General features: G+C 48.8%; 26 protein-coding genes. 12 read left to right on the top strand and 14 right to left on the bottom strand.

What is annotated here, in order from left to right:
- Positions 1 to 44 precede the first annotated feature (44 nt).
- On the bottom strand, positions 45 to 1,148 hold the full coding sequence (locus HMPREF2596_RS05455) for an anhydro-N-acetylmuramic acid kinase (protein WP_070850130.1): 1,104 nt from the start codon (positions 1,146 to 1,148) through the stop codon (positions 45 to 47).
- 153 nt (positions 1,149 to 1,301) lie between these two features.
- On the opposite strand from HMPREF2596_RS05455, the gene HMPREF2596_RS05450 reads away from it, so the two are divergent.
- Positions 1,302 to 2,876, top strand: a complete 1,575-nt coding sequence (locus tag HMPREF2596_RS05450) for an inorganic phosphate transporter (RefSeq protein ID WP_049348251.1) — start codon at positions 1,302 to 1,304, stop codon at positions 2,874 to 2,876.
- Positions 2,877 to 3,214: 338 nt separating this feature from the next.
- On the opposite strand, the gene HMPREF2596_RS05445 is transcribed toward HMPREF2596_RS05450, so the two are convergent.
- From HMPREF2596_RS05445 to secA, 3 genes are all read right to left on the bottom strand, one after another.
- Entirely contained in the window at positions 3,215 to 3,655 is a 441-nt protein-coding gene (locus HMPREF2596_RS05445) for a ProQ/FINO family protein (RefSeq protein ID WP_070850128.1), read from the bottom strand.
- A 117-nt stretch (positions 3,656 to 3,772) separates the two neighbouring features.
- Complete coding sequence (aroC, locus tag HMPREF2596_RS05440; protein WP_070850126.1) at positions 3,773 to 4,873, bottom strand: chorismate synthase; 1,101 nt, start codon at positions 4,871 to 4,873, stop codon at positions 3,773 to 3,775.
- 126 nt (positions 4,874 to 4,999) lie between these two features.
- Positions 5,000 to 7,753, bottom strand: a complete 2,754-nt coding sequence (gene secA / locus HMPREF2596_RS05435; RefSeq protein WP_070850124.1) for a preprotein translocase subunit SecA — start codon at positions 7,751 to 7,753, stop codon at positions 5,000 to 5,002.
- Between the two features lie 154 nt (positions 7,754 to 7,907).
- On the opposite strand from secA, the gene HMPREF2596_RS05430 reads away from it, so the two are divergent.
- From HMPREF2596_RS05430 to argF, 8 genes are all read left to right on the top strand, one after another.
- Positions 7,908 to 8,330, top strand: coding sequence for a DciA family protein (locus HMPREF2596_RS05430; protein WP_070850417.1), 423 nt, complete (start codon positions 7,908 to 7,910; stop codon positions 8,328 to 8,330).
- 291 nt (positions 8,331 to 8,621) lie between these two features.
- Positions 8,622 to 9,200 (top strand): azurin, encoded by a 579-nt coding sequence (gene azu, locus HMPREF2596_RS05425; protein WP_036493110.1) that lies wholly within the window; start codon positions 8,622 to 8,624, stop codon positions 9,198 to 9,200.
- 92 nt (positions 9,201 to 9,292) lie between these two features.
- Positions 9,293 to 9,802 (top strand): hemerythrin domain-containing protein, encoded by a 510-nt coding sequence (locus HMPREF2596_RS05420; RefSeq protein WP_070850122.1) that lies wholly within the window; start codon positions 9,293 to 9,295, stop codon positions 9,800 to 9,802.
- A gap of 33 nt (positions 9,803 to 9,835) precedes the next feature.
- Positions 9,836 to 10,456, top strand: coding sequence for a glucose-6-phosphate 1-dehydrogenase family protein (locus tag HMPREF2596_RS05415; RefSeq protein WP_049323933.1), 621 nt, complete (start codon positions 9,836 to 9,838; stop codon positions 10,454 to 10,456).
- Positions 10,457 to 10,567: 111 nt separating this feature from the next.
- On the top strand, positions 10,568 to 11,701 hold the full coding sequence (gene dapE / locus HMPREF2596_RS05410) for a succinyl-diaminopimelate desuccinylase (protein WP_070850121.1): 1,134 nt from the start codon (positions 10,568 to 10,570) through the stop codon (positions 11,699 to 11,701).
- Between the two features lie 95 nt (positions 11,702 to 11,796).
- Complete coding sequence (locus HMPREF2596_RS05405; protein WP_070850119.1) at positions 11,797 to 12,144, top strand: VOC family protein; 348 nt, start codon at positions 11,797 to 11,799, stop codon at positions 12,142 to 12,144.
- Positions 12,145 to 12,150: 6 nt separating this feature from the next.
- Positions 12,151 to 12,894, top strand: coding sequence for a methylated-DNA--[protein]-cysteine S-methyltransferase (locus HMPREF2596_RS05400; RefSeq protein ID WP_070850117.1), 744 nt, complete (start codon positions 12,151 to 12,153; stop codon positions 12,892 to 12,894).
- Between the two features lie 142 nt (positions 12,895 to 13,036).
- Positions 13,037 to 14,032 carry an ornithine carbamoyltransferase gene (gene argF, locus HMPREF2596_RS05395; RefSeq protein WP_070850116.1) on the top strand — a complete coding sequence of 332 codons (996 nt, stop codon included), beginning with the start codon at positions 13,037 to 13,039 and terminating at the stop codon, positions 14,030 to 14,032.
- Positions 14,033 to 14,130: 98 nt separating this feature from the next.
- On the opposite strand, the gene HMPREF2596_RS05390 is transcribed toward argF, so the two are convergent.
- The 3 genes from HMPREF2596_RS05390 to hemN all read right to left on the bottom strand — a co-directional run bounded on the left by HMPREF2596_RS05390 (position 14,131) and on the right by hemN (position 16,885).
- On the bottom strand, positions 14,131 to 15,117 hold the full coding sequence (locus HMPREF2596_RS05390) for a TraB/GumN family protein (protein ID WP_070850114.1): 987 nt from the start codon (positions 15,115 to 15,117) through the stop codon (positions 14,131 to 14,133).
- Between the two features lie 33 nt (positions 15,118 to 15,150).
- Positions 15,151 to 15,396: a DUF1289 domain-containing protein gene (locus HMPREF2596_RS05385; RefSeq protein ID WP_070850112.1), complete on the bottom strand. Its 246-nt coding sequence runs from the start codon at positions 15,394 to 15,396 to the stop codon at positions 15,151 to 15,153.
- A gap of 67 nt (positions 15,397 to 15,463) precedes the next feature.
- Positions 15,464 to 16,885 carry an oxygen-independent coproporphyrinogen III oxidase gene (gene hemN, locus HMPREF2596_RS05380; RefSeq protein ID WP_036493135.1) on the bottom strand — a complete coding sequence of 474 codons (1,422 nt, stop codon included), beginning with the start codon at positions 16,883 to 16,885 and terminating at the stop codon, positions 15,464 to 15,466.
- Positions 16,886 to 17,047: 162 nt separating this feature from the next.
- On the opposite strand from hemN, the gene fnr reads away from it, so the two are divergent.
- The gene (fnr, locus tag HMPREF2596_RS05375) at positions 17,048 to 17,782 is read left to right on the top strand and encodes a fumarate/nitrate reduction transcriptional regulator Fnr (RefSeq protein WP_003748691.1); all 735 of its coding nucleotides are present in this window, start codon (positions 17,048 to 17,050) and stop codon (positions 17,780 to 17,782) included.
- Between the two features lie 86 nt (positions 17,783 to 17,868).
- Here the strand turns inward: fnr and HMPREF2596_RS05370 are convergent, their stop codons facing one another.
- The gene (locus tag HMPREF2596_RS05370; protein WP_070850415.1) at positions 17,869 to 18,819 is read right to left on the bottom strand and encodes a CysB family HTH-type transcriptional regulator; all 951 of its coding nucleotides are present in this window, start codon (positions 18,817 to 18,819) and stop codon (positions 17,869 to 17,871) included.
- A 442-nt stretch (positions 18,820 to 19,261) separates the two neighbouring features.
- Between HMPREF2596_RS05370 and HMPREF2596_RS05365 the strand changes: the two genes are divergently transcribed.
- A complete protein-coding gene (locus HMPREF2596_RS05365; protein WP_049348237.1) occupies positions 19,262 to 20,023 on the top strand; it encodes an OmpA family protein in 762 nt (253 codons plus the stop codon).
- Positions 20,024 to 20,162: 139 nt separating this feature from the next.
- Here HMPREF2596_RS05365 and HMPREF2596_RS05360 read toward each other — a convergent pair whose 3' ends face one another.
- Entirely contained in the window at positions 20,163 to 20,591 is a 429-nt protein-coding gene (locus HMPREF2596_RS05360) for a DUF4149 domain-containing protein (protein WP_070850110.1), read from the bottom strand.
- Between the two features lie 87 nt (positions 20,592 to 20,678).
- The gene (gene greA, locus HMPREF2596_RS05355) at positions 20,679 to 21,155 is read right to left on the bottom strand and encodes a transcription elongation factor GreA (RefSeq protein WP_049322768.1); all 477 of its coding nucleotides are present in this window, start codon (positions 21,153 to 21,155) and stop codon (positions 20,679 to 20,681) included.
- 344 nt (positions 21,156 to 21,499) lie between these two features.
- Between greA and HMPREF2596_RS05350 the strand changes: the two genes are divergently transcribed.
- Entirely contained in the window at positions 21,500 to 22,909 is a 1,410-nt protein-coding gene (locus HMPREF2596_RS05350) for a PepSY-associated TM helix domain-containing protein (protein WP_070850108.1), read from the top strand.
- A 212-nt stretch (positions 22,910 to 23,121) separates the two neighbouring features.
- Here the strand turns inward: HMPREF2596_RS05350 and rplS are convergent, their stop codons facing one another.
- Genes rplS through rpsP form a run of 4 tightly spaced genes read right to left on the bottom strand, consistent with a single transcriptional unit; the run spans position 23,122 to position 25,024 of the window.
- Positions 23,122 to 23,487, bottom strand: a complete 366-nt coding sequence (rplS, locus tag HMPREF2596_RS05345; protein ID WP_003679470.1) for a 50S ribosomal protein L19 — start codon at positions 23,485 to 23,487, stop codon at positions 23,122 to 23,124.
- Between the two features lie 14 nt (positions 23,488 to 23,501).
- Entirely contained in the window at positions 23,502 to 24,251 is a 750-nt protein-coding gene (trmD, locus tag HMPREF2596_RS05340; protein WP_070850106.1) for a tRNA (guanosine(37)-N1)-methyltransferase TrmD, read from the bottom strand.
- Positions 24,251 to 24,760: a ribosome maturation factor RimM gene (gene rimM / locus HMPREF2596_RS05335; RefSeq protein WP_036493152.1), complete on the bottom strand. Its 510-nt coding sequence runs from the start codon at positions 24,758 to 24,760 to the stop codon at positions 24,251 to 24,253. The genes trmD and rimM overlap by 1 nt, the downstream gene beginning before the upstream one ends.
- A 15-nt stretch (positions 24,761 to 24,775) precedes the next feature.
- The gene (gene rpsP, locus HMPREF2596_RS05330; protein WP_003684452.1) at positions 24,776 to 25,024 is read right to left on the bottom strand and encodes a 30S ribosomal protein S16; all 249 of its coding nucleotides are present in this window, start codon (positions 25,022 to 25,024) and stop codon (positions 24,776 to 24,778) included.
- Between the last annotated feature and the right edge of the window lie 30 nt (positions 25,025 to 25,054).

Genomic DNA, 25,054 nt, shown 5'->3' with positions numbered 1-25,054 from the left:
AGGCCGTCTGAAAATGTTCAGACGGCCTTTTTATTTATCCGACTTTAGTTGCCGTAATGTCCAGAGCCTAAAATCCGGTGTGAATGTGCTCCGGTTGCATGGTGGGGATTGCTCGGAACTTGATTGCACCAACAGGCGGCAAGCCAGGCAAAAGCGGCGGCTTCGACCCATTGCGGGTCAAGATGGAGCTTGGCTGTGCTGTGCAATTTGGAGTCGGGAGAAAACAGGGTTTCCAAGTCATGCATTAACACCGGATTGCGGATGCCGCCACCACAGATATAAAGATGATGAATCGCCGGGGCAGCTTGTTTGGTCGCGTCAAAAATGGTTTGTGCAGTATAAAAGACCAATGTGCGCATTACGTCTTCCGGCTTTTCTTTACCTTTCAGACGGCCCTGAAGCCAGCTTAGGGAAAACAACTCTCGGCCTGTACTTTTGGGATAAGGGCGGCTGAAGTAAGGATGGTCGAGTAGGGAAGCGAGCAGGTCAGGGAGGATTTCGCCTTGTTCGGCTTTTTCCCCGTTTTCGTCGTAAGGCTGCTGCCAGATATGTTGCATCCATGCATCCATCAACATATTGCCGGGGCCAGTATCGAAACCGAAAGAAGGGCTGTCGGGTGGGAGGATGCTAATATTGGAAATGCCGCCGATGTTGAGTACGGCGCGGGTTTCATTCGCATCTCGAAACAGTGCTTCGTGAAAGGCTGGGACGAGGGGTGCACCTTGACCGTTGCAGGCAAGGTCGCGGCTGCGGAAGTCGCCGACCGTGAAAATGCCGGTCAGCTCGGCTAAAAGCGAGAGGTTGACCAGTTGAATGCTGTAACCGTGTTCAGGCGCATGGCGGATGGTTTGTCCGTGGCAGCCGATTGCGGCAATGTCTTTGGCAGACAGGTTTTGCTCTGTCAACAGTTGCTGTACGGTTTGGGCGTATAGGCGGCTGAGTGTTTGCGCCAGGATATTGCTTCTGTGCAATTCATTTTCGCCTATGTCTTGCAGTGCCAACAATTCTTGGCGCAGGCCGTCTGAATAGGGTAGAAAGCTATGGGCGACGGCGCGTTGCCATTGCTTGCCCTGCATTTGAATCAGTACGGCATCGGCACCGTCCATGCTGGTTCCGGACATGATGCCGATATAGTATTGGGGTTGCATTTCGGTTACAGAAAGGGAAGGTAAAATGACATTTTAACGCCTTTTGACGTTTTTACGGGAATTTCGGCGTTTAATGTAAATAGTTGGTGCAAGAAAGATTACAAAGAGGTTAAAATAGCGCGACTCAACATGTTTTCCAAAAGGAAACTTTCCATGGCTCAAACTCAGTCGAGTGCGAACTTGAAGCTGATTAATACGGCTTTCGCCGCTATGCTTGTGAGCATGGTCGGCTATTTTATTTATTGGGGCCTGGGTTATACCCATTACAACCATTCCGGCCTGTTTATCCTTGCCACCTTTTTCGGCGTCTTCATGGCGTTTAATGTGGGCGGTAACGATATTGCCAACTCTTTCGGTACAAGTGTCGGCTCCGGCACATTGACTATTCCGCAAGCCTTGCTGATTGCAGCAGTATTTGAAGTCAGCGGCGCAGTGATTGCCGGCGGTGAGGTAACGGATACCATCCGTAAGGGTATTGTCGATTTGAACGGCATGCATCTGGATCCGATGCAATTTGTCTTTATTATGATGTCTGCGCTTTTGGCTGCGGCATTGTGGCTGCTTTTTGCCTCGCACAAAGGCCTTCCTGTCTCAACGACGCATGCGATTATCGGCGGTATTGTCGGTAGTGCATTGTGCATGGCGACGTTAAACGGCGTAGATTCCGTTGCATTGATTCAGTGGGATAAATTGGGTGAGATTGCCTTGTCTTGGATTTTGTCTCCGGTTTTGGGCGGCATCGTTTCCTATCTGTTGTTTTCACGAATCAAGAAAAATGTTTTGGATTACAACTCTTGGGCCGGCAATACGCTGAAAGGCATCAAACTGGAGAAGAAAGCCTATAAAGAAGAGCACCGCCAGTTTTTTGAGGCCTTGAGTGAATCTGAAAAAGTCGAATACGCCACCAAAATGGCGCATGATGCCCAAATTTATGATGAGCCGGACTTTGATCCCGAAGAGTTGCAGTCTGAGTATTATCGCGGCCTGTACCGCTTTGACAGCCGTAAGGGCGAAGTGGATTCTTATAAAGCCCTGCATTCTTGGGTGCCGTTTATTGCCTCTGTCGGCGGTATGATGATTGCGGCCATGTTGATTTTCAAAGGTCTGAAAAATCTGCATTTGGGCATGAGCAATGTCAACAGCTTCCTGACCATTTTCATGATTGGTGCGGCTATTTGGATGGGTACGTTTGTATTCGCCAAAAGTTTGAAACGCAAAGATTTGGATAAATCGACTTTCCAAATGTTCTCATGGATGCAGGTGTTTACCGCTTGCGGTTTCGCATTCAGCCATGGTGCGAACGATATTGCCAATGCGATTGGTCCGTTTGCCGCGATTATGGATGTGCTGCGTACCAACAGCATTACCGCTCAAAACGCCGTGCCACCGATTGCCATGTTAACTTTTGGTATCGCTTTGATCGTCGGTTTGTGGTTTGTCGGTAAAGAAGTGATTAAAACCGTAGGTACCAGCTTGGCAGAAATGCACCCTGCGTCAGGCTTCTCAGCCGAGCTTTCTGCCGCCGCCGTCGTGATGGCCGCATCATTTATGGGCTTGCCTGTTTCCAGTACCCATATCTTGGTGGGTGCCGTTTTGGGTATCGGCTTGGTTAACCGCAATGCTAACTGGAAATTGATGAAACCGATTGGCCTTGCTTGGGTTATTACCTTGCCTGCCGCTGCCGTTTTGTCTGTTGTCAGCTATTTGGTTTTGCAAGCCGTGTTTTAACTGACTGTTTGATTTAAAAAAGGCCGTCTGAAAGATATTTCAGACGGCCTTTACTTATGCTCATTAAGAAGAGATTTTAGTTTGTTTTAACGATGCATAAATCATGCTGTTCAATGTTTGAACTGATACAAGAATAATCAAGGTAATAGAGAAATACCTTATTGGGAATATCTTAGCAAAGATTTTGGTTTCAAAACTTGGCTTGGTGAGGGAAACAAGCTATTTTTAATCAGTCTACTATAAGGTTAAGGCAATAAAAAACCCAATTCAACGACATTAAAGAAAGTCATTGAATCGGGGTCTTTATTTAGAACAAGCTATAACAGGCCGTCTGAACATTATTCAGCAGCGTTGTTGGTCTCCTCAGCTTGTGCAGGAGCTGTTTCTGCTTCAGCGGTAGCCTTAGCGGCTTGGCGTTCGGCTTGTGCAGCCAATGCCTGCTGAACGGCAGGGTGCTGTTGGGCGATGGTTTGTTCTTCTGCGCTGACTTCGCCTTTGAAGCGGTTGTTCAAGTCAAAACGTTTGCCGCCGCGCGCCAGGGCTTTCAGATAGCGTGGGCGGCGGCAGTGGTTGGCCAGTACGCGTGCAATCAGTGCAGGGTCGTATTGGGGCAGGGCGGCAACCAAATCTTGGTCAATGCCGACAGCCAACGGTTTGAATCGTTTGAACACATCATATTTGCCGTAAATGTGGTCGGCAATCATGTCTGTTTGTTTTTTCTTGCTCATGGTTTGGACGGCAGATTTCAGTGCAGCGCCCAAAGCGGTTTCTTGTGCCATTGCGGTTGTATTCCTCTAATCTAAATCCGTATTTTCTTCATACGGCAATAAGGTGCTATTGTAGTATAAAGACTGTGATTTGGCTAAATTTTTCTGAGAATATTCAGAAATAAACGGTTATTTTTCCAATTGAGTGATGTCCGGCGTATTAACCTGAACATCGGCATTTTGCGCACGATGGCGTAAGGCGTGATCGATCAAGACCAATGCCAGCATGGCTTCGGCAATCGGGGCGGCGCGTAATCCGACGCAGGGATCGTGGCGGCCGTGTGTGGCAAGCTCGACAGGATTGCCTTCTATATCGATGCTGCGGCGCGGTGTGGCGATGGAACTGGTTGGCTTGATGGCAATATTCACATGAATGTCTTGTCCGGTGCTGATGCCGCCCAAGATGCCGCCTGAGTGGTTGGATAGAAAACCTTGAGGCGTGAGCTCGTCGCCGTGCTCGCTGCCGCGTTGCGTTACGCTATCAAAACCCGCGCCGATTTCTACACCTTTGACGGCATTAATGCCCATCATGGCATAGGCAATTTCTGCATCGAGGCGGTCAAAAACCGGTTCGCCCAAGCCGACAGGGACATTAACCGCTTCGATATGAAGTTTTGCGCCGACAGAATCCAATGCTTTGCGCACGCTGTCCATATAGTTTTCCAAGTCCTCAATTTGGCTTTGGTTGGCGGCAAAAAAAGGATTTTGGGAAATATATTCGTAACCTTCAAACTGGATTTCTTTTTCGCCTACTTGGGTAACGTAGGCGGTAATTTCTGTGCCGAATTTTTCTTTCAGCCATTTTTTAGCGACTGCTCCGGCGGCAACACGTGCGGCGGTTTCGCGGGCGGAACTTCTACCGCCGCCGCGATAGTCGCGTGTACCGTATTTGTGCCAGTAGGTGTAATCGGCATGGCCGGGACGGAAACTGGTGGCGATATTGCCATAGTCTTTGCTGCGTTGGTCAGTATTACGGATCAGGAGGGCGATGGGGGTGCCGGTGGTTTTGCCTTCAAATACGCCGGAGAGGATTTCGACTTGGTCGGCTTCGCGGCGTTGGGTAACGTGGCGGCTGGTGCCGGGTTTGCGGCGGTCAAGGTCAAACTGGATATCCGCTTCGCTCAATTCTAATCCGGGCGGGCAGCCGTCAATGATGCAGCCCAAGCCTGCGCCGTGGCTTTCGCCGAAAGTGGTAACGGTAAAGATTTGTCCGAAGGTATTGCCTGCCATAGGGATACTCTTTTGAAATTGGATTTGGAAATTTTTTGTTTGGATAATTCTCAGGCCGTCTGAACAGTGAGACGAGAATCTTTGATTTCGTTGTCATCTGTTCAGACGGCCTTTTGAATTGACTGCTTAGTTCAATTTACCGTGGCACTGTTTGTATTTCAGGCCGCTGCCGCAAGGGCAAGGATCGTTGCGGTGAACAATTAGGCCGTTTTGTGCAAGCGCTTCAGGGCTGAAGTCGGTACCGTCAGGGTCGAACGCTTCGGTAACCAAATCGGTTTGCGATTGGCCGAGCAATTCTTCCATATCGGGCGCGTCGGAGTGGACGGTTTGAACATCGCTGACGCTTTGTGCGGCGGTGTGGTCGTATTCGCTGTTGCGCTCGATTTGAACGGCAGTCAGCAAAGCGGCAATGTTTTGTTTGATGCCGCGCCACAGGTTTTCAAACATGGCGAAAGCTTCGCGTTTGTATTCCTGTTTCGGATTTTTCTGAGCATAGCTGCGCAGATGGATACCTTGGCGCAAGTAGTCCATAGCGGCGAGGTGTTCGCGCCATTGGTTGTCGATAACTTGCAGCATAACATTGCGTTCGAAGTCAGACATAGCCTGTTTGCCGACCAATTCGACTTTTTCGGCATACTCGTCTTCGATGCGCTTGATGAGGCGTTCTTTAATGTCTTGGTTGTCTAAAGTGCTGTCTTCTTTCAACCAGCCTTTAATATCGACATGCAGGCGGAAATCGGCGGCAAGTTGGTGCTCCAGTGCCGGAATGTCCCATTGCTCTTCCATGCTGTCAGGCGGGATATGGTAATCAACCAAGTCGCTGATAACGTCGGCGCGGATTTCGCGGGTCAAATCGCTGACGTCTTTAGTCGTCAGGATTTCGTTACGTTGATGGTAAATCACTTTACGTTGGTCGTTGGCAACGTCATCGTATTCCAAAACCTGTTTACGCATATCGAAGTTGCGGCCTTCGACTTTACGTTGCGCACCTTCGATTTGACGGGTCAGCAGGCCGTGTTCGATGGCAACGCCGCGCTCGGGTGCCAGACGGTTGAGGATGGCGGCGGCACGGTCGAGAGCAAAGAGGCGCAATAATGGGTCTTCAAACGACAGGTAAAAACGGCTGGAGCCGGGGTCGCCCTGACGGCCTGCACGACCGCGCAATTGGTTGTCGATACGGCGGCTTTCGTGGCGTTCCGTACCGATAATGTGCAAACCGCCTGCGGCCACAACTTGGTCGTGTTCGGTTTGCCAACCGCTTTCAAGGGCGGAAATTTGCGCTTGTTTTTGCTGTTCGCTCAGGGTTTCATCGGCGTGGATGGCTTCGATTTGATGTTTGAGGTTACCGCCCAAGACAATGTCGGTACCGCGGCCGGCCATGTTGGTGGCAACGGTAATTGCGCCGACTTTACCGGCTTGGGCCACAATCAATGCCTCGCGCTCGTGTTCCTTGGCGTTGAGGACGTTATGCGGAAGACCGGCTTCGTGTAACAAACGGGAAACCAGTTCGGAGTTTTCGATGCTGGTGGTGCCGACCAAAACTGGTTGGCCGTTTTTGTGGCATTCGGCGATGTCTTTGACAACGGCTTCAAATTTTTCTTCGGCCGAGCGGAAGATTTGGTCGTTGAAGTCTTTGCGTTGTACCGGACGGTTGGTCGGGATGATGACGGTTTCGAGGTTGTAAATGCTTTGGAACTCGAAGGCTTCGGTGTCGGCCGTACCGGTCATGCCGGACAGTTTGCTGTACAGGCGGAAGTAGTTTTGGAAGGTAATGGAGGCAAGCGTTTGGTTTTCGCGTTTGATTTCTACGCCTTCTTTGGCTTCAACGGCTTGGTGCAAGCCTTCGGACCAACGGCGGCCGGCCATCAGACGGCCTGTGAACTCGTCCACAATCACGATTTCGCCGTCTTGAATGACGTAGTGTTGGTCTTTGTGGAACAGGGTGTGCGCACGCAATGCCGCCATGAGGTGGTGCATCAGGGAAATATTGGCGGCAGAGTAGAGCGAGTCGTTTTCCTGCAATAAGCCCATTTGGGTCAGGATTTGCTCGGCGTGTTCGTGACCGGCTTCGCTCAGAATAACTTGGTGTGCTTTTTCATCTACCCAGTAATCGCCTTCGCCTTCTTCGGTTTCTTGGCGGATAAGGTGGGCCGGAACGGCATCCATCACGCGGTAGAGCTGGATGTTGTCATCTGCCTGGCCGGAAATAATCAGCGGCGTACGCGCTTCGTCGATCAAAATGGAGTCCACTTCGTCGACAACGGCAAAGTTCAATTCGCGCTGAACTTTGTCGTATTGGTCGGTAACCATATTGTCGCGCAGGTAGTCGAAGCCGAATTCGTTGTTGGTGCCGTAAGTAATGTCGGCACCGTAAGCGGTTTGGCGTTCGAAAGGTTGCAAATCGGCTACGATCACGCCGACGCTCAAGCCCAAGAAGTTGTACAACGGCTCCATAATGCCCGCGTCACGGGAGGCGAGGTAGTCGTTGACGGTAACGACGTGTACGCCTTTTCCTGACAATGCATTCAGGTAAACGGCAAGGGTGGCCACCAATGTCTTACCTTCACCGGTACGCATTTCGGCGATTTTGCCATGGTGCAGGACCATACCGCCGATCAGCTGTACATCGAAGTGGCGCATGCCCAATACGCGGCGGGATGCCTCGCGGCAGACGGCAAAGGCTTCAACCAAAATATCATCTAGCGTTTGTCCGTCAGCGAGGCGTTGTTTGAATTCGGCGGTCTTGGCCTGTAAATCTGCGTCGCTCAACGCTTTCATCTGTTCTTCGAGTGCATTGATTTTAGCAACGGATTTACGATATTGTTTCAGCAGGCGGTCGTTGCGACTGCCGAAGATTTTCTTAGCAATGTTTGTCAGCATGAATAATTCCTGCGCCTTGATATAATAGTGGGCGAAATTGGGATTTTAACACAAGCGCTTGTATAACGCGGTAATGCTGTTTGAAATAAAGGCGGTTTTGCTGTATTTCAATTGTAATTGTTTGGTTAATTTACTGAAAGGCCGTCTGAAATATATGGATTTAGCACAATTGGGCAAGCGCGACCGCTTATTGGCGGGCTTGTTGCAACAATCGCAACAATGGCGGAAATTGGATGCAAAAATCAAAACGGTTTTGCCGGTCAACCTGCATCCGCATTTTCAGACGGCCTGTGTTGAAGACGGAAGGCTGGTTTTGCTGGCCGCCAACAATATGGCTGCTTCGCGTTTGAAAATGATCCTGCCCGCCATGTTGCCCAAGTTGCAAGCATTGCATGACGGAATACGGGAAGTGGCGGTCAGGGTGGTCCCCAAGCCTCCGCCTCAGCCGAAAACCAACAGCTTGCAATTGAGCGAGGCCGCTTTGGACAGCTTCGATGCGGCTGCGGCCAAATTGGAAGGCAGGCATCCCGAATTGGCAGCTGCATTGGCAGAATTGGTACGCAAACACAGCCGATAAAATCATGCCGAATGAGATTATGGTTAATAAATGTTAAAACTTATTTCATTTGACCGATAGCATCTAATACTAAAGAAATACGACCTAAACAGTAACTGTTTTCTTTTAGGTAAACTGATGTAAACTTGGCCTGAAACTTTGATTTCGTGCGAAGTTTGTAGCAAAATAACGCCTGAATTTCTTATCGCTCTGCGTGAATAAGTTTAAGTCTGGTATTTGCCTTTGTTAATATATTCGCGCGGGTTCTATTAATAGAACTTAACAAGACTCTCATCATTAGGAGATACATCAATGAAAGCTTATCTGGCTCTGATTTCCGCTGCCGTTATCGGCTTGGCTGCATGCTCTCAAGAAGCTGCAAAACCTGCTGAAGCACCTGCTGCTTCCGCTGCTTCTGAAGCTGCTCCTGCAGAAACTACTGCACCTGCCGATGCCGCTCCTGCCTCTGAAGCTGCTCCAGCCGATGCTGCCGCCGCTCCTGCTGCCGGCAACTGCGCAACTACTGTTGAAGCCAACGACGCTATGCAGTTCAACACTAAAGAAATCCAAGTAAGCAAAGCTTGTAAAGAATTCACCATCACTTTGAAACACACCGGTACCCAACCTAAAGAAAGCATGGGTCACAACATCGTCATCGGTAAAGCCGAAGACATGGACGGTATTTTCAAAGACGGTGCCGGTGCTGCTGCAACTGACTACGTTAAACCTGACGACGCACGCGTTGTTGCCCACACTAAACTGGTTGGCGGCGGCGAAGAATCTTCCCTGACTCTGGATCCTGCTAAATTGGCCGGCGGCGAATACAAATTCGCTTGTACCTTCCCAGGTCACGGTGCTTTGATGAACGGTAAAGTTACTTTGGTTGACTAATCCGCTTTAAGCTTAAAAACAGACAGCCTGCCTTGCGCAGGCTGTTTTGTTATAATCTGGAAACATTAATTTCAGAATAAAACCTCAAAACCATGAATCCGTTTGAAACCAAAAGCGTTACTTTTGCCGAACCCATTGAAATGCTGTACGCCTGTCATGGCAAAGTGCGCCGTTTCTGCAGCCAGGTTGCCATGTTGTCGGACTATATTGCCGAAAACGGCTGCAATCAAATCGTTTTGCAAACCATCCGCCAGATTGCCCAATATTTTAATGTTGCCGCGCCGTTGCACCATGAAGATGAAGAAGAAAATTTCTTTCCGCTTCTATTGCAATATGCGCCACAAGCTCAAAAAAGCGTTGACGAGCTGTTGCGCCAACATGTCAGCCTGCACAACAACTGGGCGGCAGTATCCGCCGAATTCGCCAAACTCGAAGCAGACAACGCCTATGTCCCCGATGCGGAAGCGTTCAAACGCTTTGTCGCAGGATATGATGTTCATCTGGCGATTGAAGAGCCGTTGTTTGATATGGGCAAAACCTTTATCCCCAAAGAAAAACTGACCGAAATCGGCAAAATTATGGCCGCACGCCGCCGCAAATAAGGCCGTCTGAAACAATCGTCTCAAGGATATATTATGCTGACCCCAAAAAGTTGCGATTTGTTCAATATTCCCTTTTTCCAATTTTCCCAGCTTAAAAAATACCAGCCTGAAAGCATTCCGCAAATTAAGGCCGACTATAAAGAAAACTGGCAGGTATGGCAGCAGCTGATCCAGCAGGTTGCCACCGAATTGGGTGCACCGTTTGCGCCGCCGCATATCGAACGCTGGTGTAACGGCTGGCAGGTCCGCGCCCATTTCTTTGCCTATTTCAAATACGAACAATATAAAAATTCCGCAGCAATTTTATCGATTTTGCTCAACCGCCGCCGTTTGAGCGTCAGCTTGGATTGGCACTGCTATAAAGCCGATATTTCCCCTATTGCGTTGCCCGATTACAACCGCTGGCTGGATAATTTTGATACCGAAAAATACGCTTCCTTCGATATGTGGCACGGTGCGGAAAGCGAATATGACGATTATCGTACCGTTGCCCAACAAAGCGACGGCGATAGAAAGCTTCGAGACGACAAAGATTTCTTCTGTATCGGCAAACACATCGAACGCGATGATTTGGGCAAGCAGGATGTCGCGAAATGGATAGTGGAAACAGTGGAAGACTTACTGCCGCTTTATGAAGCTTGCCATGGAAAATAACTCAGGACGCAGAAAGACAAACTGCCCATTCAGTATCTTCAAATAAACTCAAGGCCGTCTGAAAATCATATTCAGAACGTTTCAGACGGCCTGTTTTTCAAAGTAAACACAATGATCGAAACCCAATCCCTAGAACTCGCCAAAGCGTTGATTTCCCGTCCGTCCGTTACGCCGGATGACCAAAATTGCCAACAACTGCTGGCCGAACGCCTGCAAAAAATCGGTTTTGCCGTAGAAGAGCTTCATTTTGGCGACACCAAAAACATTTGGTTGCGCCGTGGTACGCAGGCTCCGGTGTTCTGCTTTGCCGGACATACCGACGTCGTGCCGACAGGCCCTGTTGAAAAATGGGATTCGCCTCCGTTTGAACCGACCGAGCGCGAAGGCCGTCTGTATGGTCGCGGTGCAGCGGACATGAAAACCAGCATTGCCTGTTTCGTTACCGCCTGCGAACGCTTCGTTGCCGAACATCCCGATCATCAAGGCAGCATCGCACTCCTGATTACTTCGGACGAAGAGGGCGATGCGCTGGACGGCACGACCAAAGTCGTCGATGTGTTGAAAGCGCGCGGCGAGTTGATTGATTACTGTATCGTCGGCGAACCGACTGCTGTGGATAAATTGGGCGATATGTTGAAAAACGGTCGCCGCGGCTCGTTGTCGGGCAACCTGACCGTCAAAGGCAAGCAAGGCCATATTGCCTATCCGCATTTGGCCATCAATCCCGTGCATACTTTTGCCTCAGCCTTGTTAGAGCTGACACAGGAAGTCTGGGACGAGGGCAACGAATACTTCCCGCCGACCAGTTTCCAAATTTCCAATATTAACGGCGGTACAGGTGCGACCAACGTTATTCCGGGCGAGCTGAACGTCAAATTCAATTTCCGCTTTTCTACCGAGCCCACCGAAGAAGGGCTGAAACAACGCGTCCATGCCATTTTGGATAAACATGGTGTGCAATACGATTTGCAGTGGTCTTGTTCAGGCCAACCGTTCCTGACTCAGGCAGGAAAACTGACCGACGTGGCACGCGAAGCCATTGCCGAGATTTGTGGCGTTGAGGCCGAATTGTCCACCACCGGCGGCACTTCGGACGGGCGTTTCATCAAAGCCATTGCCAAAGAACTCATCGAGTTAGGCCCATCCAACGCGACCATCCACCAAATCAACGAAAACGTACGTTTGGAAGATATTCCGAAGCTGTCGGCAGTGTATGAAGGTATGTTGAAACGTTTGTTGAAGTGAAAAGGCCGTCTGAAAAGTAGGATATTAGCCTGATAAAATGGTGTATATTTTTCTTAGGTAATACTGTGATAACAATTAGTTGATAAGGAGAAAAATTGAAGTACGATAATTTTTTCTTTCCCGCAGATGATCTGGTTACCAGTTGCCGTTTTTACCAAGATGTACTGGATTTGCCCGTTAAATTCGACTTTTCCGAAAGTGGCATGGTTGCTTTTCGGGTGGGCGAAGAAGAAGCTGCCATCATTCTCAAAGAGCGGAATAAATTTCCCAATATGACACCTGCTGTGTGGATTGAAGTGGATGATGTGCAGGCGAAGTATGCGGAGTTACAGGGTAGAAATATCCGTTTTCTAAGTGAACCTTTCCGTATTCGTACCGGATGGGCTGTGGAATTTTTTGATCCGTCGGGTAATCGTTTGGGGTTTGTTGATTATCGGGAATAAATGTAGATGATTACTCTGCCTTCTTTAAACGAGCTTCCATCAAAGTGGAATGAAATCCGCGAGCGACTGGAAACCGATTTTTCCACCGGCTTCGACGAGCGTCTTACGGGACACGAAGCCAAGCAGTTTGAGCAGGATTTTATCGATCGTATCGGTTGCGCCCCTGAGGAATATGTCCGTATCCGCCGAGCCATTCGACTGTTGGAAACGCGTTATCCGGATAGTCCGAACGAACTGACTGTTGCCGCGCTTGCCACGCCGTTGGGCGAGATGTTGGCGGTGTTCGGAGGCAAGGGCTTGTGTCTGCTGGAATTTGTCGGGCAGAAACAGCTAGAGCAGGAAATCACGGCTGTCCAAAAAGCTTTGCACGGACAGTTTATTTTCCAAGAAAATGAGCAAACGCAACTTTTGCGCCAAGAATTGGATTTATACTTCCAAGGCCGTCTGAAAGTTTTTGCGACGCCTTTGGAAATGATAGGCACAGCCTTTCAGCAGCAGGTATGGAATGCGCTGCTGACCATTCCTTACGGCGAAACGCGCAGCTACAAGGAGCAGGCGCAGCAGTTGGGTAATCCTAAGGCTATTCGCGCCGTTGCCGCTGCCAACGGGCAGAACAAGGTGTCCATCCTGATTCCCTGCCACCGCGTTATCGGCAGTGACGGCAAGTTGACCGGCTACGCAGGCGGTTTGAACCGCAAACAATCGTTGCTTGCCTTGGAGCGAGGCGAAGTTCAGACGGCCTTATTTTGAGTTTTGATAGAGGATAAGAGGCCGCGCTACGGGCAGGCTTCGCATTCTGAAAAATTGAGTAGCAGAAGGTCGGGGAAGTCCGACAAAATCTGCACGGAGAAAAATGTTGGGTAACGCCCACGCTAGAAAAGAGAAATACGACATGAGCCTGAAAAACCGCCATTTCCTGAAACTTCTGGACTTCACGCCCGAAGAAATTACTGCCTATCTCGACCTTGCCGCCGAGTTGAAAGCCGCTAAAAAAGCAGGAAACGAGGTGCAGCGGATGCAGGGAAAAAACATCGCCCTGATTTTCGAGAAAACATCGACCCGCACCCGTTGCGCGTTTGAAGTGGCTGCACGCGATCAAGGGGCAGGGGTAACTTATCTGGAGCCTTCTGCCAGCCAAATCGGGCATAAGGAAAGCATTAAGGATACGGCGCGTGTTTTAGGGCGGATGTTTGACGGCATCGAATATCGCGGCTTTGGACAGGATGTAGTAGAAGAGCTGGCCAAGTATGCAGGCGTGCCTGTGTTCAACGGTCTGACCAACGAGTTCCACCCGACCCAAATGCTCGCCGATGCGCTGACGATGCGCGAGCATAGCGACAAGCCTTTGAACCAAGTTGCGTTTGCCTACGTCGGCGATGCGCGTTACAACATGGCCAATTCGTTGCTGGTTTTGGCTGCGAAACTGGGCATGGACGTGCGTATCGGTGCACCGAAAAGTTTGTGGCCGTCTGAAAACATTATCGAGACGGTGCAGGCTGTTGCCAAAGAGACGGGTGGACGGATTCTGTTGACGGAGAATGCTCAGGAAGCCGTAAAAGGTGTGGATTTTATCCATACCGATGTGTGGGTCAGCATGGGCGAGCCTAAAGAGGCGTGGCAGGAACGTATCGATTTGCTGAAAGATTACCGCGTTACGCCCGAATTAATGGCCGCGGCTGAAAATCCGCAAGTCAAGTTTATGCATTGCCTGCCTGCTTTCCATAATCGCGAAACCAAAGTCGGCGAATGGATTTATGAGACATTCGGCCTGAATGGTGTGGAAGTAACGGAAGAAGTCTTTGAAAGCGAAGCCAGCATTGTGTTTGATCAGGCAGAAAACCGGATGCACACGATTAAAGCGGTGATGGTAGCGGCATTGGGCGATTGATTTTGCGCTCAACATTGCTTACCGCTTCATTTAATAGAGATTAAATAAAGGCCGTCTGAAAGAAAGAATTTCAGACGGCCTTGTTGTTGGATTGGGGTTTATTGCCAAATCAGGATTTTGGGTTCGGGCGTCACTCGATAGCCTTCTTGACGCAATAGTTCGATTAATCCTTTTTCGCTGGGTAAATGGGCAATGCCGACGGCAAAGAGGGTACTTTGTTTGGCGGATTGCTTGCGGATTTCAGGCAGCCATGCCTGGTTGCGGCGGATCAGGAGGTCGTTTTTCAGCCAATCGGACATGGCTTTGGCGTATTTGGTATCAACACGTTTGAGGGTGCGTTGTTCGGTTTCTTCCAAAAGTGGGATCAGTTCTTCAAAGCGGCCGTCTGAATAGGCTTGCTGGAGTTTTTTGACATCTTCGGTTTCTTCTTTATTGGTTTTAATACTGGCTTTCAGAAAGTTGAGCATGGTTTCTTCTGGCTGTGCTTTGAAGATTGCGGAAACTTCGTCCAAGCTTTCTAATGAACCACGCGGTTTGTTGATATTGACTGCTGCGTTGGTCAGCAACATATCTGCACCGGTTTCTGCGCTATATCCTTGGGGAAATGCGCTGCCGGCAAAAACCAATGCTGCCCACGGGTGGAGTTTGTCGGCAATTTTGGCGATGGGTCGGCTTTCTTCATTTTGTGAATAGATTTCTTGTAAAAGACGGAAATCTGTTTTTCCAAGCTTGCGGCTGAGCGGTTCGGTACTCATGACTTCTTTGAAGTATTTTTGATACATTTTTTTTGTTTCCGGACTGCTGTCCGGCAATGCGTCAACTTCTGTGGTCAGTTGGTCGGTGGATTGTAATAGTTTGAGGGCATCGGAAGACAAGGTTTGATTGGTTTGCCCCATGTGGATGGTGCCGAGCAGATAGGAATCGGGTTGGCCTTCTTTGCTGATTTTCCAAACATTGCTGGTGAGTTTGGGCTGCTGCCAGTTAAGTTCGGCAGGTTTGCTGTCGGGTGAAGTTGAGGCGGGTTTGCAGGCGCCCAGGGCAAGGGCGGTCAATGGTACAAGCAGGCAGGCGAGCAGCTTTTTCATGTTTTTCCTTTTGGTGTGTGCGGTGAGGGCGGTTTAGAAATCGAGCAGGTTTTGAAGCGGTTGTTCGCCCGTGTCGGGCTTTTCTGTTTTGCGGTTGCGGATTTTGGTTTTTCTGAGGGCTAGGAGGTGCATGACTTGATGCTTTTGGCTGTCGGTCATCTGGTGCCAGTACAGGCGCTCTTCCCGGCTGCGCAGGCAGCCTTTGCAATAGCCTTTGGCATTGGCTTCGCAAACGCCGATGCAGGGGCTGGGAATGGGGAAAAAATCGGGTTGTTCCATTGTGTTGCTTTTGATGTGAAAAAAGGCCGTCTGAAATATAACACATACTTTCAGACGGCCTAAGTGTTTATACGGTTTGTGAATATTTGGCTTTGGTTTCTTTATGGCGCAGATGATAGTCGAACACCATGGCGATGTTGCGGATCAGGAAACGTCCCTTCGGCGTAACGGTCAGGCCGTGCGGTTTGAGGCGGACCAGGCCGAGGGTTTCCAGTTGTTTCATGTCTTCCAGTTCGACCGCGAAATAACGGCTAAACGGAATGCCGAACACGCTTTCGTAAATCCGATAATCGAGCGAGAAGCGGCACATCAAATCCTGAATGATGTTGCGGCGCAAAATGTCGTCTTGATTGAGCTGGTAGCCGCGCATGATGGGCAGGTGTCCGGCGTCGAGTGCGGCGTAATAGGCATCGATGTCGCGCTCGTTTTGGGAGTAGGTGCTGCCGATTTTGCCGATAGAGGACACGCCGATCGCCACCAAGTCGCAGTCGGCATAGGTGGAATAACCTTGGAAATTTCGTTGCAGGAAACCTTCTTTGAGGGCGATGGAGAGCTCGTCGTCAGGTTTGGCAAAGTGGTCCATCCCGATGAAGACGTAGCCGCGCTCAGTCAGGGTTTGGACGCAATATTGCAGCATATCGAGTTTTTCTTCGCTGCCGGGAACGACATTGGTGTCGATACGGCGTTGCGGTTTGAAGATATGCGGCAGGTGGGCGTAGTGGTAGAGGGCAAGGCGGTCGGGGTCGAGGGACAAGACCGTGTCGATGGTGGTTTTGATGCTTTCGGTGTTTTGGTGCGGTAGGCCGTAAATCAAATCGACGCTGACGGATTTGAACCCCGCTTCGCGGGCGGCATCGATGACTTCTTTGGTTTCTTCGTAACTTTGGATACGGTTGACGGCTGCCTGCACTTTAGGGTCGAAGTCTTGAATGCCGACGCTCATGCGGTTGAAGCCGAGTTTGCCCAATTTGAGGACGGTCTCGCGGCTGACTTTGCGCGGGTCGATTTCGATGGAGTATTCGCCGTTGGGAATCAGCTGGAAGTATTTGCGGATCATGTCGAAGACGCGTTCGAGTTGGTCGTCGCTCAGGAAGGTCGGCGTGCCGCCGCCGAAGTGGAGTTGCGCAAGCTGGTGTCTTCCGCCCAAATGCGGTGCCAGCAATTCCATTTCTTTTTCCAGATATTGGATATAGGCATCGGCACGGCTTTTGTCTTTGGTAATGATTTTATTGCAGCCGCAGTAGTAGCAGATGGTATTGCAGAAGGGAATGTGGATGTAGAGCGAAAGGGGTTTGTTGAGCGCGCCCATGTTGCGCAGGTTTAAAGCTTGGATATATTCGGCTTCTTTAAAGCCTTCATGGAAGCGGTCGGCGGTCGGATAGGATGTATAACGTGGACCGCTTGATGGCAAACTGGCAATCAATTCGCGGTCGAATTCCGGTAATTCATTGTTTGTGTTGGTGTTATTTGAGATGGGGATGATTTTCATGGTCGGGGCTTGTAGTATGAAGTAAGGAAATTAGGGAAAATTTTAGTCAAAATTTCGATAGTTTGGTAGAATGCCTCATAATGATATGCCGACTTTGACATGGGTCAATAGTTATTCGGCTTAATCAGGGATTGAGAGAACTAAGCAAATTAAAGGTGCGTTATGGCTACACACAATGCAACACATCAAATGAAAACCTTGTGTTCCACATGTTCTTTACGCGAACTGTGTTTGCCTGTCGGACTAATGCCTAACGAATTTTTACAATTGGATGCAGTGATCCGTCAAAGCCGCCGTCTGAAAAAAGGCGAGTACTTATTTCGTGCCGGCGAGCCGTTTACCTCTTTATTTGCCATCCGTGCGGGCTTCTTTAAGACAACAGTCGCCAGCCAAGACGGACGGGATCAGGTAACCGGCTTTTTTATGTCGGGCGAGCTGATCGGGATGGATGGGATTTGTTCCCATATTCATAGTTGTGATGCTGTGGCTTTGGAAGACAGCGAAGTATGCGAGCTTCCGTTTACGCACATTGAAGAACTCGGTCAGGACATTCCCAGCCTCCGCTCTCACTTTTTCCGTTTGATGAGCCGTGAAATTGTCCGAGATCAGGGCGTGATGTTGCTTTTGGGCAATATGCGCGCCGAAGAGCGCTTGGCCGCATTCTTGCTCAACCTGTCTCAGCGTCTCTATTCACGAGGATTCGCCGCCAACGATTTTATCCTGCGAATGTCGCGTGAGGAAATCGGCAGCTATTTAGGGCTGAAACTGGAAACGGTCAGCCGCACCTTATCCAAATTCCATCACGAAGGCTTGATTTCGGTTGAACACAAGCACATCAAAATCCTAGATGCGACGACTTTGAAGAAAATGGTTTCCGGTTGTTCGCACGCTATCTGAATCTGAGGCCGTCTGAAATTGTTCAGACGGCCTTTTTAACAAAAGTTAAAGAATAATTGTTAAGTTACGCAAGTGATAGTTAGATGTTAAATTGAAAAATCTTCAACGACTGGCGTGTACAGAATGCGGTCAACTGCTTCGCGGGTTAGTTTCGGCGCGAACATCTGTATAAAATCATAGGCATAGCCACGCAGGTAGGTGTCGGTGCGTAAGGCTATCCAAGTGGGCGACGGCTCAAATAAGTGCGCCGCGTCTATCAGCTGCAAATCTTGATCGACAACGGGATCGTACGCCATTTTGGCCATCAAACCCACGCCTAAGCCTAAGCGTACATACGTTTTCAATACATCCGTATCGGCAGCCGATAAAGCAACATCAGGTTGCTCGATATGCGCTTTATTAAAGGTACGCGCAATGCTGCTGCCGGAGTTGAACGCAAATTCGTAAGTAACCAGCGGAAAAGAAGCCAAATCTTCAAGGCTTAAAGGATTGCGGCAGTCTAAAAGAGGGTGGTCGTGCGGAATAATGACGGCATGGTTCCATTCATAGCAGGGTAGTTTGCCCAACTCAGGATGATCGTCAATACGTTCAGTAATAATTGCTAAATCCGCTTCGCCGCTGCTGACCATTTGCGCAATGGCAGAAGGGCTGCCTTGTTTGATGGTCAAATTGACCTTAGGGTAGTTTTTCACAAATTCTGCAACGATTTTAGGCAATGCATAACGCGCCTGGGTGTGCGTCGTGGCAATGGTCAGGGAGCCACTGTCATGATCGGTAAATTCGCTGCCGATATTTTTAATGTTCTGTACATCGCGCAAAATCCGTTCCGAAATCTCTAACACGGCTTTGCCCGGTTGCGAAACGGAAACCACACGCTTGCCGCTGCGGATAAAAATTTGGATACCCAATTCTTCTTCAAGCAGGCGGATTTGTTTGGAAATGCCGGGCTGGGATGTAAAAAGCGCATCGGCAGCCTCGGAGACATTCAGATTGTGCCGGTAAACTTCAAGGGCGTAACGTAATTGTTGCAGTTTCATGGTAGCAGTATCGGATACGTTGTTATTGTGGATTTTGTGCGACAAACGGTCTGTAATTTAACATATTTTGCCCGGTTTTGCCCTGAGTTTTGAAAACGGTTGTTTTTAATGAAAATATCTTTTAATGATATGAAAACAGGAAATCTATGAATGAAGGGAGGATGAAGTTTTGTTGTTTTTGTACAACTTTGAGCGGATGAATTGGCTGATTTTGCCCTAAATTAATGACACAAGATTGATTTTTCGGCATGATTAACTACTAGGAAGCAGGCACTTCATAATTGTTTGAAGGCATCGAGTATTGACAGTTTGCCTTGCGCTTCTTTATAGTGCAACCTGATATATCCGATTTGCCGCTGTTTTGATACTGCGGCCTGTATATTGGTACTTTGCAGCGGTTGCTTTCCTAGTCCGCCGCATAACAATTTGATGAGGGAATAAAATGACCAAACAGCTGAAATTAAGCGCATTGTTCGTTGCCTTGGTTGCCTCTGGCACCGCAATGGCCAGCGAAGCGCATACCAAACACGGTTACACCGTAAGCAGCCAATCTCAAGAAATCGTCCGTAACAACTACGGCGAATGCTGGAAAAACAGCTACTTCGACAAAGCTACCGAAGGCCGTGTTGAATGTGGTGACCGCGAAGCAGTTGCTCCTGTACAACAAGCTCCTGAGTATGTTGATGAAACTGTTTCCCTGTCTTCTAAAACTCTGTTCGGCTTCGACAAAGACAACCTCCGTCCTGAAGCTCAAGAAAACCTGGACGCTTTGGCCCAACGCCTGAGCAACGAAAGCGTACAAACCGTACGTGTTGAAGGTCACACTGACTTCATGGGTTCTGAACAATACAACCAAGCTCTGTCTGAGCGTCGTGCCAACGTAGTTGCTAACTACTTGGTAGGCCATGGCGTTGCTTCTAGCAAAATCTCTGCAGTAGGTTTGGGCGAATCTCAAGCTCAAATGACTGCTACTTGTGAAGCTGAAGTTGCTAAACTGGGCAAAAAAGTTTCTAAAGCTAAGAAACGTGCTGCTCTTATCGCTTGTATCGAACCTGACCGTCGCGTTGATGTTAAAATCCGCAGCGTTGTCACTCGTCAAGTTGCTCCAGGCCAAACTATCGAAGGTCAAGGCGAATTGCCTGCTACTGATGAAGGTTGGATCCCAGCTCCTTACAATGGCGTTCACGGTTACGCTAAACCTTAATCGGTTTGTGAAAAATGCCCTGCGATATGCGGGGCATTTTTTTATGGTTTGTATTTGAGTAATCAAGATAATTCGTGATTTCAAAATAAGAAGGGCCGTCTGAAAGATTTATTTTCAGACGGCCTTTTATTAAAACAGTTTAGTTTGGCCTGGGCCATTTCCATACGCACATAGCTGCCAGTATCGTACAGATTAAAAAGATAATACTGGATAAGCCATGCCAAATGCCGAATGTTCCGCCTACTAAGGACAAGAGCCAGTTGTCCAGTCCGTACTTGTGCGCTTCAATAACCGGCGTAACCAAAAGATGATTACAGGCTAAGAGTAGCCAAAGTACCAAAACCCACCAAGAGAGGGAGGCAAGTTGCCGTCTGAAAAAGGCATAGGCTGCGCCAAAAATAACTAAGCCGCATATTGCGGTAATGGCAAACAAAATGCCGGCGATTTCTCCTGCCAGCATCTTAGGCAGGAGATGGAATAGGATGGGGGCGACAATGTAGCCGACTGTCAGTTGCATGCCTAGCCAAATGGCAGCAGCGGTTTGAGTGATTTTGTAGGGTAGACTCATCTGGTTTCTCTTTGGGAAATTCTGTTTTAGTTGTGATGGTGTAACAAAAGGCCGTCTGAAAACGTTTTCAGACGGCCTTGAGTTTATTTAGATGTATTGTACGGAAATAATATCATATTCACGCACGCCGCCGGGGGCCTGAACTTCTGCAACGTCGCCTTCTTCTTTTCCGATCAAGGCACGGGCAATGGGGGAGCCAACGTAGATTTTGCGTTCTTTAATGTCTGCTTCATCTTCGCCGACGATTTGGTAGGTTACTTGTTCTTCGGTTTCCAAATCTTCCAGTGTTACTGTTGTGCCAAATACGATTTTGCCTTCGGCATGGATTTCGGCAGGATTGATGATGTGGGCCATAGAGAGTTTGTGTTCCAGCTCGGCAATACGGCCTTCGATAAAGCCTTGGCGCTCTTTGGCGGCTTCGTATTCGGCATTTTCAGATAAATCGCCGTGTGAACGTGCTTCTGCAATGGCTTCAATAATTTCTGGACGAGCCACGCTTTTGAGGTGTTGAAGTTCTTGTTTCAATAATTCTGCACCGCGGACGGTCAAAGGGATTTTTTGCATTGAGTTCTCCATGAAAGCATGATGATGCTTTTAAAATTTTATCCGGCCACGCGCGGTAGCCGGATTGGAAATAAAAATACAAGCCGCCAAAGCTTGGCGGCTTGATGAATAAATAAGTAATGCCTGTATTCTACCAAATTCTGCCGAAACCGCAATAATTAAAACGGATTTTCAGTAAAGTGTTGTTTTCTGTCTATTTTGTTTTTTCAGACGGCCTGCAAACTAAATATTGAAGTATTTCAAAGCTACGCTTGAAAAACGGTTTCGTAAATGAATGGTTTTGATTAAAATGCTTGCTAATAATCCTTAAGGATTAGTCTGCTTTAATTATATAAAGAGAATATATGGAAACAAAACCAACTTCCCAAAATGAACAACAGGCTAACCGCCGTTATTTAACTGTTTGGCGATGGCATTTTTATGCCGGACTTTTGGTCGCGCCGTTTTTAACCCTGCTGGCTGTTACAGGGTTGGGAATGCTGTTATTTGCCAATATCACCGGTAAAGAGGGCGAGCGGATACATGTTACACCGCAAGCAGTGGTGCAGCCTTTGTCGGCTCAGGCTGAGGCCGCCAGACAGTTTGTGAATCCGGAAACTGCTTCTGTGGTGCAATATATTGCGCCGCGCGCAGATGATATGGTGGCCGTATTTCGTGTGAACAACGACGATAAAGCCACTATGGTTGCCGTTGATCCTTATACGGCAAACGTCGTGAATACGATGCCGCGCGGTCAAGGCTGGTATCACACGATGGACGAAATCCACGGTGACATGATGATGGGTGCGACTGGTGACTACCTGTTGGAAACTGCTGCGTCGCTAACCATCATCATGATTGTGACCGGTATCTATTTGTGGTGGGTAAAACAGCGTAGTCTGAAGGCCGTCCTTTTACCTAAAGCAGGCAAAGGCCGTTCTTGGTGGCGCAACCTGCACGGTGCATTTGGCTCTTGGGTTTCTTTGATTTTATTGCTGTTCTGTTTGTCTGGTATTGCTTGGGCCGGTATTTGGGGTGGTAAAGTGGTTCAGGCATGGAGTCAATTCCCAGCCGGTAAATGGGGCGTGGAGCCTAATCCGGTATCTTCCGTACCAACCCATGGTGATGTGCTGAACGATGGTAAATCCAAAGAAGTGCCGTGGATTTTAGAGCTGACGCCTATGCCGGTTTCCGGTACGACACTGGGCGAAAACGGCATTAATCCAAGTGAACCGATGACGTTGGAAACGGTTGACCGCTTTGCGCGCGAAATTGGCTTCAAAGGCCGCTATCAGTTGAACCTACCTAAAGGCGAAACCGGCGTATGGACGCTGTCGCAAGACTCAATGAGCTACGATATGATTAGTCCGACTGCGGATCGTACGGTACATATTGATCAATATAGTGGCAAAATCCTGGCGGATATTCATTTTGGCGATTATAACTGGTTTGGCAAGTTTATGGCGGCAAGCATTGCCTTGCATATGGGTACGCTGGGTTGGTGGAGCGTGCTGGCGAATGTTGTGTTCTGCCTGGCGATTATTTTTATCTGTGTCAGCGGCTGTGTAATGTGGTGGAAACGCCGTCCTTCGGAAGCGCGAGGTTTAGTTCCTCCTGCACAGAAAATCAAATTGCCGGTATGGTGGGCAATGGCTGTGCCACTTCTGATTTTGGCTGTGATTTTCCCAACGGCCATTGCCGCAATTGCTGTTATTTGGATTTTGGATACATTGTTGTTATCACGTATCCCAGCATTGGCAAGATGGTTTAAATAACCGCCCGATGTAATTCAAGGCCGTCTGAATCTTTTGTTTCAGACGGCCTTTTTTATAAAGGTTAGAAGAGGTAGAGGGAGTTATGATTCTTTTGAAGTTTATGCGTGAAAAAGGGGATTGTGATTGGCTTTCGTTATTGCGTAATAAAGACGAGGAATTTTATATAAAAACAAAAAACCCACTTCATTGAAGTGGGTTTTTGAAGAAAGCGATTAGCCTTTGCGAGCAGGCAATTTTTCTTTAATACGGGCTGCTTTACCGGTCAGGCCACGCAAGTAGTACAGTTTGGCGCGACGTACGTCACCACGGCGTTTAACTTCGATTTTTTCTACGGTAGGAGAGTACAGTTGGAAAGTACGTTCTACACCTTCGCCGCTAGAGATTTTGCGAACGATGAAGTTGCTGTTCAGACCACGGTTGCGGCGGGCGATAACCACACCTTCGTATGCTTGCAGACGGCTGCGGGAACCCTCAACCACGCGTACAGATACGACAACGGTGTCGCCTGGAGCGAATTCAGGGATTTCTTTGTTCAAGCGAGCGATTTCTTCTTGCTCTAATTGTTGAATCAAGTTCATTTGTTTTTCCTAAGTTATGATTGGATTTCCTGTTGCTCTTGCAAGATTTCTTTTAAGAGGCGGGATTCCTTTGGGATTAAACTGCGCTTTTCCAATAAATCGGGTCGGCGCTCTAAAGTGCGTCGCAGCGATTGTTTTAATCGCCACTCGGCAATCAAGCCATGATTTCCTGAGCGTAAGACCTCAGGAACCATCATGCCTTGGAATTCTACGGGTTTGGTGTAATGAGGACAGTCTAAAAGGCCGTCTGAAAACGAGTCTTGTTCGGCTGACTGTATATCGCCCAATACGCCTGGTACCAATCTTAAGACGGCATCCATCAACATCATGGCGGGTAATTCACCACCCGAGACAACAAAGTCGCCAATGCTGATTTCTTCGTCCACACTGCGTTGTAACAGTCTTTCATCTATGCCTTCATAGCGTCCGCATAGAAGGATAAGATGGGGCAGTTCGGCAAGTTCTGCGGCCTTTTTGTGTGTCAGCGGCTGACCTTGCGGACTGAGATAAATTACTTTGGCAGGTTCTTGCGAGTTTGTTTTGGCTTCTTCGATTGCCGCTTGAAGCGGCGGTGCCATCATAATCATTCCCGGGCCGCCTCCGAAGGGGCGATCATCAATATAGCCAAGTTTGTTGTCGGCAAATTTTCGGGGATTAATGGCTTGAAACTGCCAAAGGTTTTGTTTTCTTGCCCTGCCTGTAACGCCATATTCGACAATACTGTCGAACATCTCTGGAAAAATGGTGATGGCTTGAATCAGCATCAGTAGTCCAAGCCCCAGTCGGCGATAATGGTTTTGCTGTCGGTATCGACAGATTCGATATAGTTGGAGACGAAGGGAATCAGGATTTGTCCGTGTTCGCCTTTAATCATCAAAACGTCATTCGCACCGGTTTCCATCAGGTTGCTGACTTTACCGAGGACGATGTTTTCTTTGTTGATGACGGTCATGCCGACTAAATCTGCCCAGTAGTATTCATCTTCCTCAGTAGGGGCGAATGACTCTCTGGGAATTTCGATGGTATAGCCGCGCAAGGCAAATGCTTGATCGCGATCGTCTATACCTTCAAATTTTACCTGAAGTTCGCCATTGACAATTTTACCTGTTTCAAGCGTGACATTCAGGGTTTTGCCATCCTTGCATAACTGCCACTCTGGGTAGTCCAGCAGGCTGTCGGTGTATTCGGTATTGGCGGCAATTTTAAGCCAGCCTTTAATGCCGAATACGCCTTTGATGTAGCCCATGGCTACCCGTTTTTGAGTGTCTGTCATGGTCGTTTCAGCTGATTAAGCAGCGATTTTTTGCTCTTTAATCAGTTTGGCAACTGCATCGCTAACTTTCGCGCCTTGAGCGACCCAGTGGTTGATGCGGTCTGCGTCGAAACGTACGCGTTCTTGTTTTTCGTTGGCAACGGGGTTGTAGAAACCTACGCGCTCGATGAAGCGGCCGTCACGACGGTTGCGAGAGTCAGTTACGACTACGTTGAAGAAAGGGCGGTGTTTTGAGCCGCCGCGAGCCAAACGGATAACTACCATTTTGAGTCCTTTTGAAAAATGCGGATATAT

The organism is Neisseria sp. HMSC078C12, from assembly GCF_001838065.1.
In the GTDB taxonomy this organism is placed as follows: Bacteria; Pseudomonadota; Gammaproteobacteria; order Burkholderiales; family Neisseriaceae; genus Neisseria.
Note: the sequence above shows the minus strand (reverse complement) of the source record. Positions and strands in the feature narration are given on the sequence as shown.

Excerpts from the sequence above, each read along its gene's own strand:
- HMPREF2596_RS05365 (WP_049348237.1), top strand. The coding sequence starts at position 19,262 with ATGACCAAACAGCTGAAATTAAGCGCATTGTTCGTTGCCTTGGTTGCC.
- HMPREF2596_RS05350 (WP_070850108.1), top strand. The coding sequence starts at position 21,500 with ATGGAAACAAAACCAACTTCCCAAAATGAACAACAGGCTAACCGCCGT.
- hemN (WP_036493135.1), bottom strand. The coding sequence starts at position 16,885 with ATGAAAATCATCCCCATCTCAAATAACACCAACACAAACAATGAATTA.
- aroC (WP_070850126.1), bottom strand. The coding sequence starts at position 4,873 with ATGGCAGGCAATACCTTCGGACAAATCTTTACCGTTACCACTTTCGGC.
- HMPREF2596_RS05455 (WP_070850130.1), bottom strand. The coding sequence starts at position 1,148 with ATGCAACCCCAATACTATATCGGCATCATGTCCGGAACCAGCATGGAC.
- fnr (WP_003748691.1), top strand. The coding sequence starts at position 17,048 with ATGGCTACACACAATGCAACACATCAAATGAAAACCTTGTGTTCCACA.
- HMPREF2596_RS05445 (WP_070850128.1), bottom strand. The coding sequence starts at position 3,655 with ATGGCACAAGAAACCGCTTTGGGCGCTGCACTGAAATCTGCCGTCCAA.
- greA (WP_049322768.1), bottom strand. The coding sequence starts at position 21,155 with ATGCAAAAAATCCCTTTGACCGTCCGCGGTGCAGAATTATTGAAACAA.
- HMPREF2596_RS05360 (WP_070850110.1), bottom strand. The coding sequence starts at position 20,591 with ATGAGTCTACCCTACAAAATCACTCAAACCGCTGCTGCCATTTGGCTA.
- trmD (WP_070850106.1), bottom strand. The coding sequence starts at position 24,251 with ATGCTGATTCAAGCCATCACCATTTTTCCAGAGATGTTCGACAGTATT.
- HMPREF2596_RS05450 (WP_049348251.1), top strand. The coding sequence starts at position 1,302 with ATGGCTCAAACTCAGTCGAGTGCGAACTTGAAGCTGATTAATACGGCT.
- rplS (WP_003679470.1), bottom strand. The coding sequence starts at position 23,487 with ATGAACTTGATTCAACAATTAGAGCAAGAAGAAATCGCTCGCTTGAAC.
- HMPREF2596_RS05420 (WP_070850122.1), top strand. The coding sequence starts at position 9,293 with ATGAATCCGTTTGAAACCAAAAGCGTTACTTTTGCCGAACCCATTGAA.
- HMPREF2596_RS05415 (WP_049323933.1), top strand. The coding sequence starts at position 9,836 with ATGCTGACCCCAAAAAGTTGCGATTTGTTCAATATTCCCTTTTTCCAA.
- HMPREF2596_RS05390 (WP_070850114.1), bottom strand. The coding sequence starts at position 15,117 with ATGAAAAAGCTGCTCGCCTGCCTGCTTGTACCATTGACCGCCCTTGCC.
- rpsP (WP_003684452.1), bottom strand. The coding sequence starts at position 25,024 with ATGGTAGTTATCCGTTTGGCTCGCGGCGGCTCAAAACACCGCCCTTTC.
- HMPREF2596_RS05430 (WP_070850417.1), top strand. The coding sequence starts at position 7,908 with ATGGATTTAGCACAATTGGGCAAGCGCGACCGCTTATTGGCGGGCTTG.
- HMPREF2596_RS05385 (WP_070850112.1), bottom strand. The coding sequence starts at position 15,396 with ATGGAACAACCCGATTTTTTCCCCATTCCCAGCCCCTGCATCGGCGTT.
- dapE (WP_070850121.1), top strand. The coding sequence starts at position 10,568 with ATGATCGAAACCCAATCCCTAGAACTCGCCAAAGCGTTGATTTCCCGT.
- argF (WP_070850116.1), top strand. The coding sequence starts at position 13,037 with ATGAGCCTGAAAAACCGCCATTTCCTGAAACTTCTGGACTTCACGCCC.
- secA (WP_070850124.1), bottom strand. The coding sequence starts at position 7,753 with ATGCTGACAAACATTGCTAAGAAAATCTTCGGCAGTCGCAACGACCGC.
- HMPREF2596_RS05400 (WP_070850117.1), top strand. The coding sequence starts at position 12,151 with ATGATTACTCTGCCTTCTTTAAACGAGCTTCCATCAAAGTGGAATGAA.
- rimM (WP_036493152.1), bottom strand. The coding sequence starts at position 24,760 with ATGACAGACACTCAAAAACGGGTAGCCATGGGCTACATCAAAGGCGTA.
- azu (WP_036493110.1), top strand. The coding sequence starts at position 8,622 with ATGAAAGCTTATCTGGCTCTGATTTCCGCTGCCGTTATCGGCTTGGCT.
- HMPREF2596_RS05370 (WP_070850415.1), bottom strand. The coding sequence starts at position 18,819 with ATGAAACTGCAACAATTACGTTACGCCCTTGAAGTTTACCGGCACAAT.